Source organism: Rhodocyclus tenuis (genome assembly GCF_014197755.1).
GTDB lineage: Bacteria > Pseudomonadota > Gammaproteobacteria > Burkholderiales > Rhodocyclaceae > Rhodocyclus > Rhodocyclus tenuis.
Genome location: NZ_JACIGE010000004.1, coordinates 66775 through 82799 on the forward strand (window position 1 = coordinate 66775; position 16025 = coordinate 82799).

Annotated in this window: 7 protein-coding genes; 3 read left to right on the forward strand and 4 right to left on the reverse strand. The window is 63.7% G+C overall.

What is annotated here, in order from left to right; all coding sequences use genetic code 11:
* The first annotated feature begins 110 nt into the window (after positions 1–110).
* Positions 111–1535, forward strand: a complete 1425-nt coding sequence (lpdA, locus tag GGD90_RS06850; protein WP_153115530.1) for a dihydrolipoyl dehydrogenase — start codon at positions 111–113, stop codon at positions 1533–1535.
* A gap of 144 nt (positions 1536–1679) precedes the next feature.
* Here the strand turns inward: lpdA and GGD90_RS06855 are convergent, their stop codons facing one another.
* Together GGD90_RS06855 and GGD90_RS06860 are read right to left on the reverse strand one after the other, a co-directional pair.
* Entirely contained in the window at positions 1680–4340 is a 2661-nt protein-coding gene (locus tag GGD90_RS06855; protein WP_153115531.1) for a bacteriohemerythrin, read from the reverse strand.
* Between the two features lie 532 nt (positions 4341–4872).
* On the reverse strand, positions 4873–6483 hold the full coding sequence (locus GGD90_RS06860; RefSeq protein WP_153115532.1) for a peptide chain release factor 3: 1611 nt from the start codon (positions 6481–6483) through the stop codon (positions 4873–4875).
* Between the two features lie 248 nt (positions 6484–6731).
* Between GGD90_RS06860 and GGD90_RS06865 the strand changes: the two genes are divergently transcribed.
* Both GGD90_RS06865 and GGD90_RS06870 read left to right on the forward strand, forming a co-directional pair.
* Positions 6732–10418 (forward strand): EAL domain-containing protein, encoded by a 3687-nt coding sequence (locus tag GGD90_RS06865; protein ID WP_153115533.1) that lies wholly within the window; start codon positions 6732–6734, stop codon positions 10416–10418.
* A 217-nt stretch (positions 10419–10635) separates the two neighbouring features.
* A complete protein-coding gene (locus GGD90_RS06870) occupies positions 10636–13602 on the forward strand; it encodes a sensor domain-containing protein (RefSeq protein ID WP_153115534.1) in 2967 nt (988 codons plus the stop codon).
* A gap of 1 nt (position 13603) precedes the next feature.
* Here the strand turns inward: GGD90_RS06870 and GGD90_RS06875 are convergent, their stop codons facing one another.
* Together GGD90_RS06875 and GGD90_RS06880 are read right to left on the reverse strand one after the other, a co-directional pair.
* The gene (locus tag GGD90_RS06875) at positions 13604–14629 is read right to left on the reverse strand and encodes an AI-2E family transporter (RefSeq protein WP_153115535.1); all 1026 of its coding nucleotides are present in this window, start codon (positions 14627–14629) and stop codon (positions 13604–13606) included.
* Complete coding sequence (locus GGD90_RS06880) at positions 14626–16023, reverse strand: TIGR03862 family flavoprotein (protein WP_411841041.1); 1398 nt, start codon at positions 16021–16023, stop codon at positions 14626–14628. The genes GGD90_RS06875 and GGD90_RS06880 overlap by 4 nt, the downstream gene beginning before the upstream one ends.
* Positions 16024–16025 lie beyond the last annotated feature (2 nt).

Here is a 16025-nt window from a genome sequence, read left to right on the forward strand (position 1 = left end):
GCTGCGGCGGCAGGCAGTACCGCGTGCAGACGCTGGTTATTGAAAAATAACGTAATTAAAATAAATCCTGATGTGGCGCTTGCGTCCGCATGAGGATTCTGGGAGCGATCATGTCCAAGCAATTTGACGTACTGGTCATCGGCGGCGGCCCCGGCGGCTACGTGGCCGCCATCCGCGCCGCACAACTCGGTTTTTCGGTCGCCTGCTGCGAAGACAAGGCTTACGCCGATCCCAAGGGCGAACCGCGCCTCGGCGGCGCCTGCCTCAACGTCGGCTGCATTCCGACCAAGGCCCTGCTGCATACCTCGCATCTGTTCGAGGAGGCAGCGCACAGTTTTGCCGAACAGGGCATCCGCGTCGGCACGCCGGAAATCGACGTCGCGCGCATGCTCGAGCGCAAGAACACCATCGTCGGCCAGCTCACCGGCGGCATCCGTGGCCTGTTCAAGAAGAACAAGGTCAGCTTCCTGCCCGGTCGCGGCGCCTTCATCGGCCGCAACGGTGCCAACTGGCAGATGAAGGTCGGTGACGAGAGCGTCGAAGCGACGCAGGTGATCATCGCCACCGGCTCGCGCGCACGCCATCTGCCGGGTGTTCCGGTCGACAACCGCATCGTCTGCGACAATGTCGGCGCGCTCGACATCGACGCCGTGCCGAAGAAGCTGGCGATCATCGGCGCTGGCGTCATCGGTCTGGAAATGGGCTGCGTGTGGAGCCGCCTCGGTGCGGAAGTGACGCTGCTCGAGGCGGCGCCGCAGTTCCTCGCCAGCGCCGATGCCGATGTCGCCCGCGAAGCGGCCAAGTCCTTTGCCAAACAGCGCCTGAACATCCGGCTCGGCGTGCGTATCGACAGCGTCAAGGCCGCTGCTGACGCGGTGGCGATCGAGTACACCGATGCCGAAGGCAAGGAACACAAGCTCGACGCCGACCGCCTGATCGTTTCGGTCGGTCGCGTGCCGAATACCGACGGCCTCAACGCCGAAGTCGTTGGCCTGGCGCTCGACGCCAGCGGCCGCATCAGCGTCGACGATCGCTGCCGTACCAACCTGCCCAATGTCTGGGCGGTCGGCGACGTGGTACGCGGTCCGATGCTGGCGCACAAGGCGATGGAAGAGGGCGTCATGGTCGCCGAGCTGATGGCCGGGCAGGCCGGACACTGCAACTTCGACACCATTCCGTGGGTGATCTACACCAGCCCCGAAATCGCCTGGGTCGGCAAGACCGAACAGCAGCTCAAGGCCGACGGCGTCGCCTACAAGGTCGGCAAGATTCCGTTCATGGCCAACGGCCGCGCGCTGGGCATGGGCGAGACCACCGGTTTCGTCAAGATGCTCGCCTGCGCCAAGACCGACCGCGTTCTCGGCCTGCACATCGTCGGCGCCAACGCCTCCGAGCTGATCATGGAAGGTGTGACGGCGCTTGAGTTCGGTGCTTCTTCGGAGGACATCGCGCGCATCTGCCACGGCCACCCGACCTTGTCGGAAGCAGTGCATGAAGCCGCGCTGGCTTGCGACAAGCGCGCCTTGCACTTCTAGACGGAGCCACTGCGCGCATCCGCGCGTCAAGCTCTCTCCGCGGACAGGGGTGCCAGTGCGGTGCCCTCTGTTTTTTGGAGCGGCGTGCGCCCTGGCTCGTCGACTGCCTGCCCGAGGCCGTCAGGGCGCAGCGCCGAGAGTTTTTTAACGCACATAAGGGAAGAAAGCCCGGTCAGCACTGAGGATGTGCTGGGTGACCACGTTCTGCGCGAGAAACTTGAACATTTCGCCGACGTCAAGCTGGCCGGAATGAAAGTGCTCGACAATCGCCACCGCCTCTTCGACCAGCTGGCGGTGGATCGCCTTGTGCCCGTCGCTGTCGGGGAAACCGGCGGCGGTGAAGATCGCCTCCTCGTCCTTGAAGTGCTGAACCAGATCTTGCATCAGTGCGTCGATCTGTGCGGCCAACTGCGTTTCCTGGTGGCCGGTGAGAATATTCGTCAACAGCCTGTTGGCGGCAGCGACGAGGGCCCGGTGCTGATCATCAATCAGGCGGTTGCCGCATTCGTAGTCGGGCGACCAGTTGAGATGAATCAGCTTCCCGGCGAGTTCGTCGGTCGTTGTCGCTGGCACAGCGGTTTCGGGATAAAACCCGATCGCGTTGCGACCTGATTCCTTGGCGGCGTACATCGCCTTGTCGGCGCGCTGGAGAATCTCGTCCGGGTAACTGTCCGGGTGCTTGAACAGCGTTACGCCGATGCTCGCCGTACAGTGATGTTCAACGAACGATGCCTCCCCGCCATCCTCGCTCAACGGCAGCACGTAGGTTTCGGCAAGCAGCGAGCGGATCTTTTCGGCAACGAGCTGTGCTTCGCGTCGGCACAGTGCTGCGTCCGCGTTCAGTCCGGTCAGTACGACCACGAACTCGTCGCCGCCGAGGCGCGCCACGGTATCGACTTCGCGTACGCTGGCGCCAAGGCGGCGCGCAACTTCGATCAGCAGCAAATCGCCCAGCGCGTGTCCGTGCTCGTCGTTGAGCGGTTTGAAATTGTCGAGGTCAAGCAGCAGCAGTGCGCCATGCAAGCCGTTGCGTTTGTTGCCTGCCAGCGCCAGCGTCAGGCGGTCGCGCAGCAGACGACGGTTGGGCAAGCCCGTCAAGGTGTCGCAGTAGGCAGCCTGCTCGAGTTGCCGCTGTTGCTCTTTTTGCTGGCTGATGTCGGAAAAGAAGGCGACGAACTGATTCGCGGCTCCTGTATCGTCGCGTACGGCGCTGACCCTGAGGAATACCGGGTAGCTATCGCCATTCTTGCGGTAATGCGTCTTTTCACCTGACCAATAACCGACCGCAAGCAGAGCGCGCTGGGTTGCTTCGAAAACGTCCTGCGCGTAGCGGAACGCTTCGAGTTCACTGACCCGCCTGCCGATGACTTCCTCGCGCAGATAGCCCGTAATGCGCGTGAAGGCGGGATTGACATCAATGACCGTGGTGCCGGAATCGACATCACAGAGCACGATGGCTTCCTGGGCGTGGGTGAACACGTTTTCGGAGAGGCGCAACTGCTCTTCATCCCGTTTGCGCGCGCTGATGTCGGTGCTGGTGCCGATCATGCGCAGCGGTTTGCCGTCGGCGCCGTGGTTGATGATCATGCCGCGGCTGAGAATCCAGCGGTACTGGCCATCCTTGCAGCGCAGGCGCAGTTCGGCGAGAAAACGGGGTGTCTTGCCAGCAAGGTGCTCACGCACCGCCGCGGCAACGCGCGTGTGATCGTCGGGATGAATGAGCGCCTGCGATTGAGCACGGCCTGGCAGGATATCCTCCTCGTCGTAACCGAGCATCTCGCGCCAACCCGCCGAATAGCGGATTTCCCCGCTGGGCACGTCCCAGTCCCAGACGCCGGCACCGGCGCCTTCGAGTGCCGACTTCCAGCGGAATTCGTTGGCGCGCAGGGCCGCGTCGGCGATCCCGGCGTTGCTGATGCGGCGATGAATGTTCATCGCTCCGGCGACTACCGCAGCCGACATCAGCGAGGCAAATAGCAGCAACCACAGCGTGTTGCGCCGCCACTTCGCCAGATAGTCTTCCTCGGCAACGCCGACCAGCAGGTAGTACGGGAAACCCTCGACCCAGCGAACCGTCGCCAGACGGTCGACAGCATCTACCGGCGAACGGTATTCGTACTGGGCGATACGGGCGCCGGAGCGGATGATTTCCAGGAAGCGCGGATCCAGCTTACCGTCGAAGCTCAGTTCGTCCGAGCGCTCGACTTCAGGGAAGCGTGCGGCCAGACCGGCATCCGCGTGCGCCAGTAATACTTCGCCCTTGCTGCCCATGTCCACTTTGGCGAAGTTCTCGGACAGGACCTTGGTCGGTATCGAGCAGATCACGACCCCGGCGAAGGAGCCGTTGGGGTTCGAGATCCTGCGCGATACCGATACCCGCCACGTATGCGTCGTCAGACCGAACTCCGCCGGGCCGACCAGCAGGCCGGAATCGGCATTGTCGCGGTGCGCCATGAAGTAATTGCGCTGCGCGATGTTGCCGTAGGGCTGGGCAAGATTGGCCGAGCCTGCCTGCAGCGCACCATCGGCGCCAAAGATGCGAAAGCCCAGCGTTTCGCGCAGGCGGGAGTTCTGCCTGTCGATGGTGGCTGCGAGTGCCGCCGCGTCGATGCGAGCACTTCTTTTCTGGCGAGCCATCTCGTCGATGATGGCGAGCAGCCCCAGGTCAATCTGCCTGACACTGCTGGTGAAATTGTCCGCGAGGATCTGCGCGACGTTGGCGCTGGCAAGTACTGCCGCGCGTCGGGCATCGGCTCGCTCTTCGAAAATGGCCCAGCCGGTCAGCGCGATGATCACTGCCACCATGAACAGGCAGCTGGCGAGTAAAGGAGCGAGATGCGATCGGCCCTTCCGCAGCGTGCTGAATTCCTGCGAACTATCCGTCCCGTGCAATTTGCCTGCGTCCTTTCCGGAAGAGCGGCGGCATCGCCAGTCGTCGACAAAGCCTGACTGGAAAACCGGTCTGAGGATCGTCGCAACAAAGCTCCGTCATCGACAATGGCGAATTCTATTGAAGCCAATGCTGGCTGTGTAAGCGAATGCGCAGGACTGCGCCATGCGTCGAGCAAGCGTCGGTATTTACAAGCTTGCCGACATGCTGCCCATGCTCCTGTTTTCGCACAAAGAGCGCGCTCGGGTCATTGACCTGTCATCAGCGAGGAAAGTGCCATTGAGCGAGCGTGCGCCAGCGAATATTTCGCACCAGGCTGTCCGCCGGGGCGGCACGAGTCATTCGCTTGCCGGCGCACGACGTGAGCCAGCCGGCAAAGTGGCAATCGACGGCGTCGACTGCCGGATCAGCAAGACCGGGGGCGGCGTCCGCAGACACCGCCCCTGGTCAGCCGAGAATCTGGCCGTGCTCGCGCGACGCGTGGAAGCCGACCTTGCTCCACTTTTCGCGCGTGACGTCGAGGTTGTAGCGCGTGCTGGCGAGATAGACGATGTTGCCGTCCACGTCGCGGCCCATGCGGTGCTGCTGCTCGCGCTCGAAGTTGCGTCGCGTCGTTTCGTCGGGGAAGGTCAGCCAGCGCGCGGTGTAGATGTCGGCCGCCTCGAAGATCGCATCGACCTTGTATTCGGTCTGCAGACGCTGCGCCACGACTTCGAACTGCAGCTGACCGATGGCGCCGAGCAGCAGCGCACCGCTGGCCAGGTTTTCGAAGACCTGGATGGCACCTTCCTCACCCAGCTCCTGCAGTCCCTTCTGCAACTGCTTGCTCTTCAGCGGGTCGCGCAGGCGCGCCTGACGGAAGAGTTCGGGCGAGAAGTACGGAATTCCCTTGAAGCCGAGTGTTTCGCCCTCGGTCAAGGTGTCGCCGATGTGCAGCTGGCCGTGGTTGTGGATGCCGATGATGTCGCCGGCGACCGCATCTTCCATCAGCACGCGCTCGTTGGCCATGAAGGTGAGCGCGTTGGCGAGCTTGATCTCGCGGTCGAGGCGCACGTGCTTGACCTTCATTCCCGACGAATAGCGACCCGAGCAGACGCGGAAGAAGGCAATCCGGTCGCGGTGGCGCGGGTCCATGTTGGCCTGGATCTTGAACACGAAACCGGTGAACGCCGGTTCGGCCGGTTGTACCTGACGCGCGCCGCCATCGCGTTCGAGCGGTGCCGGCGCCCAGTCGAGCAGCGCCTGCAGGATTTCCTGAACGCCGAAGTTGTTGATGCCCGAGCCGAAGAAGACCGGCGTCTGCCGCCCGGCGAGGAAATCGTCAAGGTTGAACGGGCTGCTCGCGTCGCGCAGCAGCTCGACATCCTCGCGCAGCTTGCCGACTTCGAGCGGGAACTGTGCGGCGAGCAGCGGGTTGTCGATACCGTCGAGCTTCTCCGCTTCGCTCCTCTTTTCCTCGCCCGGGGCGAAGCGCAGCAGCGAGTCTTCGCGCAGGTGATAGACACCACGGAAGGTCTTGCCCATGCCGATCGGCCAGGTGATCGGCGCACATTCAATGCCGAGCACCGCCTCGATTTCCTCGAGCAGCTCGAAAGGTTCGCGCACTTCGCGGTCGAACTTGTTCACGAAGGTGATGATCGGCGTGTTGCGCATGCGGCAGACTTCGAGCAGCTTGATTGTCTGCGCTTCGACGCCTTTCGCCGCGTCGATGACCATCACCGCCGCGTCGACCGCGGTGAGCACGCGGTAGGTGTCTTCCGAGAAGTCCTCGTGCCCCGGCGTGTCGAGCAGGTTGACGACGTGCTCCTGATACTCGAACTGCATCACCGAGCTGGTCACCGAAATGCCGCGCTGCTTTTCTACTTCCATCCAGTCGGAAGTAGCGTGCCGCGCGCTCTTGCGTGCCTTGACCGTGCCGGCGAGCTGGATGGCGCCGCCGAACAGCAGCAGCTTCTCGGTCAGTGTCGTCTTGCCCGCGTCGGGGTGAGAAATGATGGCGAAGGTGCGGCGACGCGCGACATCGCGCAGCAGTTCGGGCGGATAGGGCAGGGCGTTCATCAACAGTCCGTGCGGCGACGCCGCGCATAAAAACAACGCCGCCGAACACGCGGGGCGCTCGGCGGACGAGGGGCGCAGTCGCCGGCAAGGCGCCTGCGCAAGGCAGGCCGAACTATAGCAGGAGTCGCCTGCAGGCGGAATTTTCCGGCGCATTCATGGCCCATGCCTATGTTATTTGAGCGAATCGATAAGCAGGTTAGTATGTCCGTCAATTCAAATTCTTGGCAGTCAACCGGGTCGTGCCGGAAATGTCATCTTCATCGATCGGGCCAGCGCAAATTACCGCGTCGTCAGGCTCTGCTCCGGCGCCAGTGCTTGGCGTTCGCCTGCAGAACTCGGCGCGCGCACGCGTCACGCTGATCGCGCTGGCTGTACTGATCTTCGCGCTGTGGGGATCGGCGCTGTTCGCCAGCCATTTCCTGCGGCAGGACATCGAGCGCATGCTCGCGACGCAGCAGTTCTCGGCGGTTTCGTTTGTTGCGGCGGATCTCGATCGCGAGCTGAACGAACGGCAGCGTGCCCTGCAGGCGGTCGCCAAACGCATGAGTGCGCCGCTCCTGTCCCGGGATGCGGCGGCAAACGCGCAGAGCGTGCTGGAAGAGCGCATCGCACTGCGCACCATGTTCAACTGGGGCTTGTTCGTCGTCGGCCGCGATGCGACGGCAATCGCCAGTGTTCCGGCCGAGCTCGGACGCACCGGCGGCGACTACAGTTCGTTTGCGGATGTCCGCGCGGTGCTCGACAGTGGCCAGCCGCGCATCACCGATCCGTTGACCGGCAAGCGAACGGGACAACCTGTCATCTCCATCATCGTCCCGATCGACGATCGCCAGGGCAAGGTGATCGGCGCATTGATCGGGGTGACGCATCTGGGCTTGCCGAATTTCTTCGATGACTTGACGGCGCATCGCTACGGCGAGGGCGGCGGCTATCTGGTCATTGCGCCGAAGAGCGCTGTTTTTGTCGCGGCGACTGACCGGTCACGGGTGATGCAGGCCATTCCGCCACCGGGGAACAACGCCAATCATGATCGCTTCATGGCCGGCGCGGAAGGTTCGGGCGTCGCCATCAACTCGCAAGGGGTCGAGGAGCTCGCTTCGGCGCGCAGGCTTTCCGCTGTGAACTGGTTGGTGGTCGCGGTGTTGCCGACGGCCGAAGCTTTCGTTCCGGTTCACGAAATGCAGCAACGCCTGTTCGTCATCGCCACGCTGCTGACCATCGTTGGCGCCCTGATTGCCTGGCTGGTGCTGCACTATGAGCTGGCGCCACTGGCTGCGATTTCCCGCCGTCTGCGCGCGATGAGTCGCGGCGAGGTACCGCGGCAAGCCTTGCCGATTGCGCGCAACGATGAAATCGGCGACCTTGCGGCCAGCGTAAACGCACTGATCGCGTCGATCGAGTCGGTTGAAGGCGCGCTGCGCGAAAGCGAGGCACGTTTCCGCGAACTCGCCGACGCGGCACCGGTACTGATCTGGATGGCGGCGCTGGACAAGCGTTGTGACTATTTCAATCGCGCCTGGCTCGAGTTTACCGGTCGCACTTTCGCGCAGGAGTTTGGCAACGGCTGGGTCGAAGGCGTGCATCCGGACGATGTCGAGCGCTGTTTCAGCACCTATGAAAGTGCATTCGACGCCCGGCGTCGCTTCACCATGGAGTACCGCCTGCATCATCACGACGGCTCTTACCGCTGGTTGCTCGATAACGGCGCGCCGCGTTTTGACGGGGCCGGCAATTTTGTCGGCTATATCGGCAGCTGCGTCGATATCGATGCCCTGAAACGCGCCGAGCAGGGGCTGCGCGCCAGCGACAGCCTCAACCGCAGCATCCTCGATTCGTTCAGCGAATGTGTCTGCGTGCTCGACGCCGACGGCACCATCATTCGCGTCAATGATGCCTGGCGGCGCCTGGCCGACGGACCGTCGCTGGTGGGGGCGGCGGCACCACTGTTCGGCGACAGCCTTGGCGCCGACTATTTTTCGCTGTGCCCGAACGGCTTGCTCTGTGCCAGCGATGCCGAATGTGAACGCGAGGCCGTCACCGCCATCGCCGACGTGCTTGCCGGTCGCTGCCAGTCGGCACGCATCGAATACGTCTGTTCCGGCCGCCAGCACGAAGCCGGGCATGGCGAGAACCACTGGTTTGAATTGCGCGTCCGCCGTCTCGACGACCGCGAAGGGGCGGTGATCGCCCATGACGAAATAACGAGCATCAAGCGCGCCGACGAGCTGCAGATTGCGGCGGCGGCGTTTCAGACACAGGAAGGCATCATCATCACCGATGCGGCGCGGCAGATCATCCGCGTAAACGACGCATTCACCCGCCTGACCGGTTACAGCGCGGCCGAGGCGATCGGCCAGACGCCAACGCTGCTCAAGTCCGGGCGTCATGATCAGGCCTTCTACCGCGAGATGTACGAGACGCTGGCCGCCAGCGGTTTCTGGCAGGGCGAGATCTGGAACAGGCGCAAGGATGGCAACATTTATCCGCAGTGGATGACGATCACCGCGGTGTTTTCCGCCGCTGGCGGCATCAGCCACTACGTCGGTGCTTTTTCCGATATCAGCGAGCGCAAGCAGGCGGAAGCGCAGATCCACAGTCTGGCCTTCTTCGATCCGCTCACCGGTTTGCCCAACCGGCGCCTGCTGCGCGACCGGCTGGCGCAGGCGCTGGCGGCCAGTGCGCGCCATGGGCGCTGGTCGGCACTGATGTTCCTCGACCTCGATCACTTCAAGCTGCTCAACGACACGCGTGGGCACGAAATCGGCGACCAGTTGCTGAGCGAGGTGGCGCGTCGCCTCGATGACGGCGTGCGCGAGGGCGATACGGTGGCCCGCCTGGGTGGCGACGAGTTTATCGTCATGCTCGAAGACCTCGACAGCGAGCCCGACCGCGCGGCGAACAAGGCCGAGGCTGTCGCCGAAAAACTGCGTTTGTCCATCGCCCAGCCATTCCTTCTGCGCGCGCCGCCGCGCCAGTCCGCTGACGCGCCGAGCGCCGCTGCTACGCTGTCAGCGGCAGTGCCCGAGGATATCTACCATTGCACCTGCAGCATCGGCTTGACGCTGTTCCAGGGCAACGAGGCGAGCATCGACGACCTTCTCCGTCATGCCGACGTCGCCATGTATCAGGCCAAGGCTGCCAGTCGCAACACGGTGCGCTTTTTCGATCCGCAGATGCAGGCTGCGCTTGATGCGCGCACACGGCTTGAAGCAGGCTTGCGGCGCGCGATCGCGCAGGGCGAACTGCGTCTCCACTACCAGTGGCAGGTGAATGCAGATGGCCTGCCGATCGGCGTCGAAGCGCTGGCCCGCTGGCAGGATCCGGAACGCGGCATGGTTTCCCCAGCCGAGTTCATCCCGCTGGCTGAAGAAACCGGCCTGATCATCCCGCTCGGCGAATGGGCTTTGCGCGAGGCCTGCCGGCAACTGGTCGTCTGGTCCGCGGCTCCGGCGATGCGTGCGCTGTGCGTCTCGGTGAACGTCAGCCGTCGCCAGTTTCGTCAGGCCGGATTTGCCGACGTGGTGCGGCGGGCAGTGACCGGCGCCGGCGCCGATCCGGCCCGGTTGAAACTGGAACTGACCGAAAGCGTGCTTGACGACGTTGATGCAATAGCAGCGAGCATGCGCGACATCGGTGCCATTGGCGTCGGCTTCTCGCTTGACGATTTCGGCACCGGTTACTCGTCGCTTTCCTGTCTCCGCCACCTGCCTCTCGATCAGCTGAAGATCGACCAGTCTTTCGTTCGCGGACTCGGCAGCGATGACGATTCTGCGGCAATCGTGCGTGCGGTCATCGCGCTCGGGCAGGGGCTGGGGCTCGAAGTAATCGCCGAAGGCGTCGAGACCGAGGCGCAGTACCGGCTGTTGGTCGAATACGGCTGCACCGCTTTTCAGGGCTACCTGTTCGGCAGGCCGCAAGCCGCCGAGAATTTCTGAGTGCCAGGCCAGGCACCGACGCCGTATTGGCGTGACGGCAGGCCGAGCGGACTGATTTCCTGCAGCATCGATGGTTCGTGGAATTCCGGCTGCCAACGCTTGTCTCTCTGGGGCTGCACCTGGTCGACGCCTCTGCTTTCATGCAGCATGAGACGGTACCATCGACGCCTAGGACACGGAAAGGAGCCGAAGATTGAGTCGAACTGATCAAGCGAACATGAGTTCCCTGCAACTGCGGGCGGCCGCCGAGGAACGCTTTGCCGGTTCGACACAGAAGGAGTCGCTCGACTTTGCCGCTGACGAACTGATGTATGAACTGCAGATGCGGCGAATCGAGCTGGAACTGCAGAACGAGTCGCTGCGCGAATTGCAGCACGAGCTTGAGGAGTCACGTAATCGCTATCGTGACTTGTACGAGTTCGCCCCCGTCGGCTATCTCACGCTCAGCGAAGCCGGGTTGATCGTCGATATCAACCTCAAGGGCGAGTCGCTCCTCGGACGAACCCGCAGCCGCCTGCTGCAGCACGCCTTTGCGCGCTTCGTTGCGCCGACGGACACGGGCCGCTGGCACACTTACTTCAACGAACTGCTGCATACCGACGAGCGCCTTGAATGCGAGCTGGCGCTCAGGCGAAAGGCTGATTCGCCGGTTTTCGTTCGCGTGGACAGCTTGCGCCTTGAGCAGCATGGCCGGCCGACCGTGTTGCGTGTCGTCATGACCGACATCAGCGAGCGCAAGCGTGCCGAGCTGGCACGTGAAAAAAGTGAGCTTTTCGTCCGCACCATCGCCAACAGCATTCCCGGTCTGGTGGCTTACTGGACGAGTGCGCTTCGCTGCACCTTTGCCAACGATGGCTATCTCTCCTGGTTCGGGCGGAGCAAGGAGCAGATGATCGGCGTTCATATGGCGGACTTGCTTGGTGCCGAGCTGTTCCGGAAAAACGAGGCCTATATCCAGGCGGCGCTGCGCGGGGAAGACCAGCAGTTCGAGCGGATGCTGGTGAAGACCAATGGTGAAACCCGCTGTGCCTGGGCCCAGTACATCCCGCACGTAGTCGATGGCGAGGTCTTGGGCTTTTTCGTTCTTGTGACCGATATAACGGCTGTCAAAAGGGATCAGGAGCAACTGCGCGTCAGCGACGTCGCCCTGAAGGCGGTTTCCCAGGGCGTCATCATTACCGGCGCTGATCGACTGATCGTGACGGTAAATGACGCCTTCCTTTCCATTACCGGTTACGCAGCGGCGGAGGTTTTCGGTCAGAGTTGTCGCTTTCTGCAAGGCCCCCTGACCAGCGAACAGACCGTCACTGCCATCCGGCTGGCGCTGCAGAATGGCGAAAAGTTCTCGGGCGAGATTCTCAACTACCGCAAGGATGGAAGCGCTTTCTGGAACGACCTGAGTATTTCGCCGGTGTTCGACGAACACGGCAAGCTGACCCACTTTATCGGCATCACCCGTGACGTTACCGAACGCAAGATTGCCGCGGATGAACTGCTGATCGCTGCCGCAGCCTTCGCTTCGCAGAACGGCATGGTCATTACCGACCCGAACGGGGTGATTCTGCGCGTCAATCCCGCTTTTACCCGGCTCACCGGTTACTCGCCCGAAGAGGTGATCGGGAAAACGATGTCAATCCTCAACTCCGGCCGTCAGGATCGCGAGTTTTTCCAGCGCATGTGGGGGCAGTTGCGCGAAAAAGGATTCTGGAAGGGCGAAATCTGGAACCGGCGCAAGAATGGTCATATCTACGCCGAGCTGCTGAGCATTACGGCGGTGACGACCCCTGATCGCGGTACGACGCATTTCGTCGGCAGCTTCTCCGATATCACCGACGATCGCGAGGCCGTTGCCGAAATCCATCGCCTGGCGTATTACGATGCGTTGACCCGCCTGCCCAACCGCCGGCTGCTGCAGGACCGGCTGGCGCAGGCCGTCGCCGCAACGGCGCGCAGCGGGCATTGCGGCGCCATCTGTTTCATCGATCTCGACAACTTCAAGGCGCTCAACGATACCCGCGGTCATGACGTCGGTGATCTGCTGCTGGTCGAGGTGGCACAACGCCTGCGCGCGACGGTACGCGAGAGCGACACGGTCGCGCGTCAGGGTGGTGACGAGTTCGTTGTCCTGCTTGAGGATCTGGGGGCCGATTCAGGCGAAGCGCTCGTGCTCGCACGCTTGCTGGCCGAGAAGTTGCGCGAGTCGATCGGCAGGCCCTTCCTCTTGCAGGGCTACGAATACCATTGCGGGATCAGCATCGGCGTCGGCATGTTCCACGAGCGGGATACCGCCGAAAACCTGTTCAAACACGCCGATCTCGCGCTCTACCATGCCAAACGCCTCGGGCGGAACACCCTGTGCTTCTTCGATCCGAGCATGCAGGCAGCCCTTGATCTGCGCAGCACGCTCGAGACCGAACTGCGTCAGGCGCTGAAGGGCGGGCAGTTACGCCTGTTCTTTCAGCCGCAGGTCGACGTGGCGCGTCAGGTGATCGGTGTCGAAGCCCTGTTGCGCTGGCAGCATCCGCAGCGTGGCCTGGTGCCGCCGGGCGATTTTATCCCGCTCGCCGAAGAGAACGGCCTGATCCTGCCGATCGGATTGTGGGTGCTCGACAGCGCCTGCGCCTTGCTCAAGGCGTGGCAGAAGGATCCGCTGCTGCGCGATTTGCCGATTGCCGTCAATGTCAGCGCCAGACAGTTCCGGCAGCCCGATTTCGTCGCGCAGGTCCAGCACATTCTCGAAACGCACGCGACCCATCCGGGACGCCTGAAGCTCGAACTGACCGAAAGTCTGGTGCTTGAGGATGTCGAGGACTCGATTGCCAAGATGGCGTCGATCAAGGCGCTTGGCGTCAGGTTTGCGATGGACGATTTCGGAACGGGTTATTCGTCCTTGTCCTATCTGGCCACATTGCCACTCGACCAGCTGAAGATCGACCAGTCTTTCGTCCGCAATCTGCCCGGCAAGAAGAACGATGAAACGATCGCGCGTACGATCATCACCATGGCGCAGGGACTGGCGATGGAAGTGATCGCCGAGGGCGTGGAAACCGAGGTGCAGCGGACTTTCCTCGAAGCACACGGCTGCGTCACCTACCAGGGCTACCTGTTCAGCCCGCCTTTGCCGCTTGAGGCGTTGTACGAGTTTCTGCGGCGCTCGAATGCCGTTGCTGGCCAGGGGCGCTGACTCAGATCAGTCCGCGACTGCCGAGTTCGTCCTTGAGCCAGGCGTAGCAGATCGGCGCGGCAACCAGCCCGGCGAGGCCGAAAACACTTTCCATCACGATCATCGCGCTGAGCAGCTCCCAGGCGCGGGCGTGGATGTGCGCGCCGACGATACGCGCGTTGAGGAAGTACTCGAGCTTGTGGATGATGACGAGGAAGAGTAGCGAGCCGATCGCCACCGCCGGCGAGTGCGCCAGGCTGACGACGACAATCGCCGTGTTCGAGATCAGGTTGCCAACGACCGGCAACAGGCCGACGACGAAGGTGACGACGATCAGTGTCTTGACCAGCGGTAGATGAATGCCCAGCAGTGGCAGCAGCAGTGCCAGATAAAGCGCGGTCAGTCCGGCGTTGATTGCCGAAATGCGCACTTGGGCGAAAACGACGCGGCGGAAAGCCTCGGCCAGACGTGTCGTGCGCTCGCCGAGCACGCGGGCGAGCGGTCCGCCGATGTCGCCAGCGACGACTTCGCGCAGTGAGACGAGAACGCCGATGATCATGCCGATCAGCAGATGGGCGACCAGTCGGCCGGTCTCGCCGCCGATGTGACGCAGTTCGGCGGCGTGTTCGCGCAACCAGGCGGTCAGCTGCGCGCGCAGTTCTTCGGCATTGTCCGGCAGCGGCAGTGCCAGCCAGTCGGGCAATTGCGAGCGCGAGCTGTCGATGATGTCGGCCATGCGTGCGAGCAGTCCGGACAGACTGCCGCCCTCGCTGCGCATCAGTGCGATGACGCCGAATGCGGCCAGCGTGACTGCGCCGACGACGGCCAGTCCGACCAGCGCGACGGCGATGCCCTTGGCGCTGCCGCCGGAAACCCGGCGCGCGAGCAGGGGCACCAGCATGCGCATCACCTCATGCACCAGCAGTCCGGCGAGCAGTGCCGGCAGCAGGTGCGCCGTGATGATGAGCAGCATCGCCAGTGCCGCGAGCAGCCAGCCGGCAATGTCGTAGCGGCTCACAACTGCGAGGTTTTGTCGCTGGCTGCTCATCGAGCCGGTCTTTCGCGCAGCCACTTCGCTGCCCCCAGACCGGCGGCGCGGCCGCTGGCGAAGCAGCCGGTGAGCAGATAACCGCCGGTCGGTGCTTCCCAGTCGAGCATCTCGCCGGCGCAGAAAACGCCGGGTAGCGTTTGCAGCATCAGCTTGTCGTCGATCGCTTCGAACAGTACGCCACCGGCGCTGCTGATCGCTTCGTCCAGTGGGCGCGTCGCCCGCAGCGGTAATGGCAGCGCCTTGATCGCATTTGCCAGTCGCCGGGGATCGGTCGTGGCGGCGGCGAAAACCTCGGCGGCCGTGCATTCGTGCAGCAACGCTGCCTTGACGCCTTTCAGTCCGAGGCGCGAGGCGAGGTGGCTGGAGAGCGAGCGGCGGCCGCGCGCATGCGCGATTTCGGCGGTGACCTGCTCGACGCTGCGCTCGGGCAGCAGATCAAGCCACAAGGTCGCGCCGCCGTCGCGCTCGATGGCGGCGCGCAGCGGCGCGGCCAGCGCGTAGATCAGCCCACCCTCGACGCCATGCGCGGTGATGATGAATTCGCCGCGTCGGCGGCTTCCGTTGCCTTCAGCGGCCAGCGCCGCGTCGCGTGTGCCGGCCTCGATATCCGGGCGTTTGCCGGCGGCGCCGTCGCGGCGGCCGGCCGACTTGCCGACCCACGCCGCGATGTTCTTCACCGCTTCGCCGGCAAAACGCGAGCGCAGGAATTCGCTCCAGCCGACGTCGAAGCCGCAGTTGGCCGGGCGCAGCGGCGCCACCGGCACGCCGGCCGCCGTCAGCCAGGATAGCCAGCGGCCGTCGGCGCCAAGCTTCGCCCAGCTGCCACCGCCGAGTGCCAGAATCGCCGCGTCGGCTGTGACCATGTGTTCGCCTGCCGGGGTCTGCAGGCGCAGGCGGACGCGATTGCGATCACCTGCCGGCGTCGATTCGACGCCGAGGCAGCGATGACGCATGTGCAGCTTGACGCCACTGGCGCGCAAGCGCCGCAGCCAGGCGCGCAGCAGCGGCGCTGCCTTCATGTCGAGCGGAAAGACACGTCCCGAGCTGCCGACGAAGGAATCGATGCCGAGGCCGCGCATCCAGTCGCGCAAGTCGTCCGGGCCGAAGGCGTCGAGCAGCGGCGTCATTTCGCGCTGGCGCGCGCCGTAGCGCTGGCGGAAGGCTGCGGCAGCCTCGCTGTGCGTGATGTTGAGGCCGCCTTTGCCGGCGATCAGCAACTTGCGCCCGATCGAAGGCAGGGCGTCGTAGAGATCGACCGCGAGGCCGCCGGCCGCCAGCGTTTCGGCGGCCATCAACCCGGCCGGCCCGCCGCCGACGACGGCAACGCGATTGCCCTCTGCGGCGCTGCTGGAAGACGGTCTCGTTGCGCTGCTGTTCATGGCGTCCGGCATGT

What these genes read in the sequence shown, in the direction of transcription:
- lpdA (WP_153115530.1), top strand. Translation starts at nt 111, where the DNA reads ATGTCCAAGCAATTTGACGTACTGGTCATCGGCGGCGGCCCCGGCGGC.
- GGD90_RS06855 (WP_153115531.1), bottom strand. Translation starts at nt 4,340, where the DNA reads ATGGTGGCAGTGATCATCGCGCTGACCGGCTGGGCCATTTTCGAAGAG.
- GGD90_RS06860 (WP_153115532.1), bottom strand. Translation starts at nt 6,483, where the DNA reads ATGAACGCCCTGCCCTATCCGCCCGAACTGCTGCGCGATGTCGCGCGT.
- GGD90_RS06865 (WP_153115533.1), top strand. Translation starts at nt 6,732, where the DNA reads ATGTCATCTTCATCGATCGGGCCAGCGCAAATTACCGCGTCGTCAGGC.
- GGD90_RS06870 (WP_153115534.1), top strand. Translation starts at nt 10,636, where the DNA reads ATGAGTTCCCTGCAACTGCGGGCGGCCGCCGAGGAACGCTTTGCCGGT.
- GGD90_RS06875 (WP_153115535.1), bottom strand. Translation starts at nt 14,629, where the DNA reads ATGAGCAGCCAGCGACAAAACCTCGCAGTTGTGAGCCGCTACGACATT.
- GGD90_RS06880 (WP_411841041.1), bottom strand. Translation starts at nt 16,023, where the DNA reads ATGCCGGACGCCATGAACAGCAGCGCAACGAGACCGTCTTCCAGCAGC.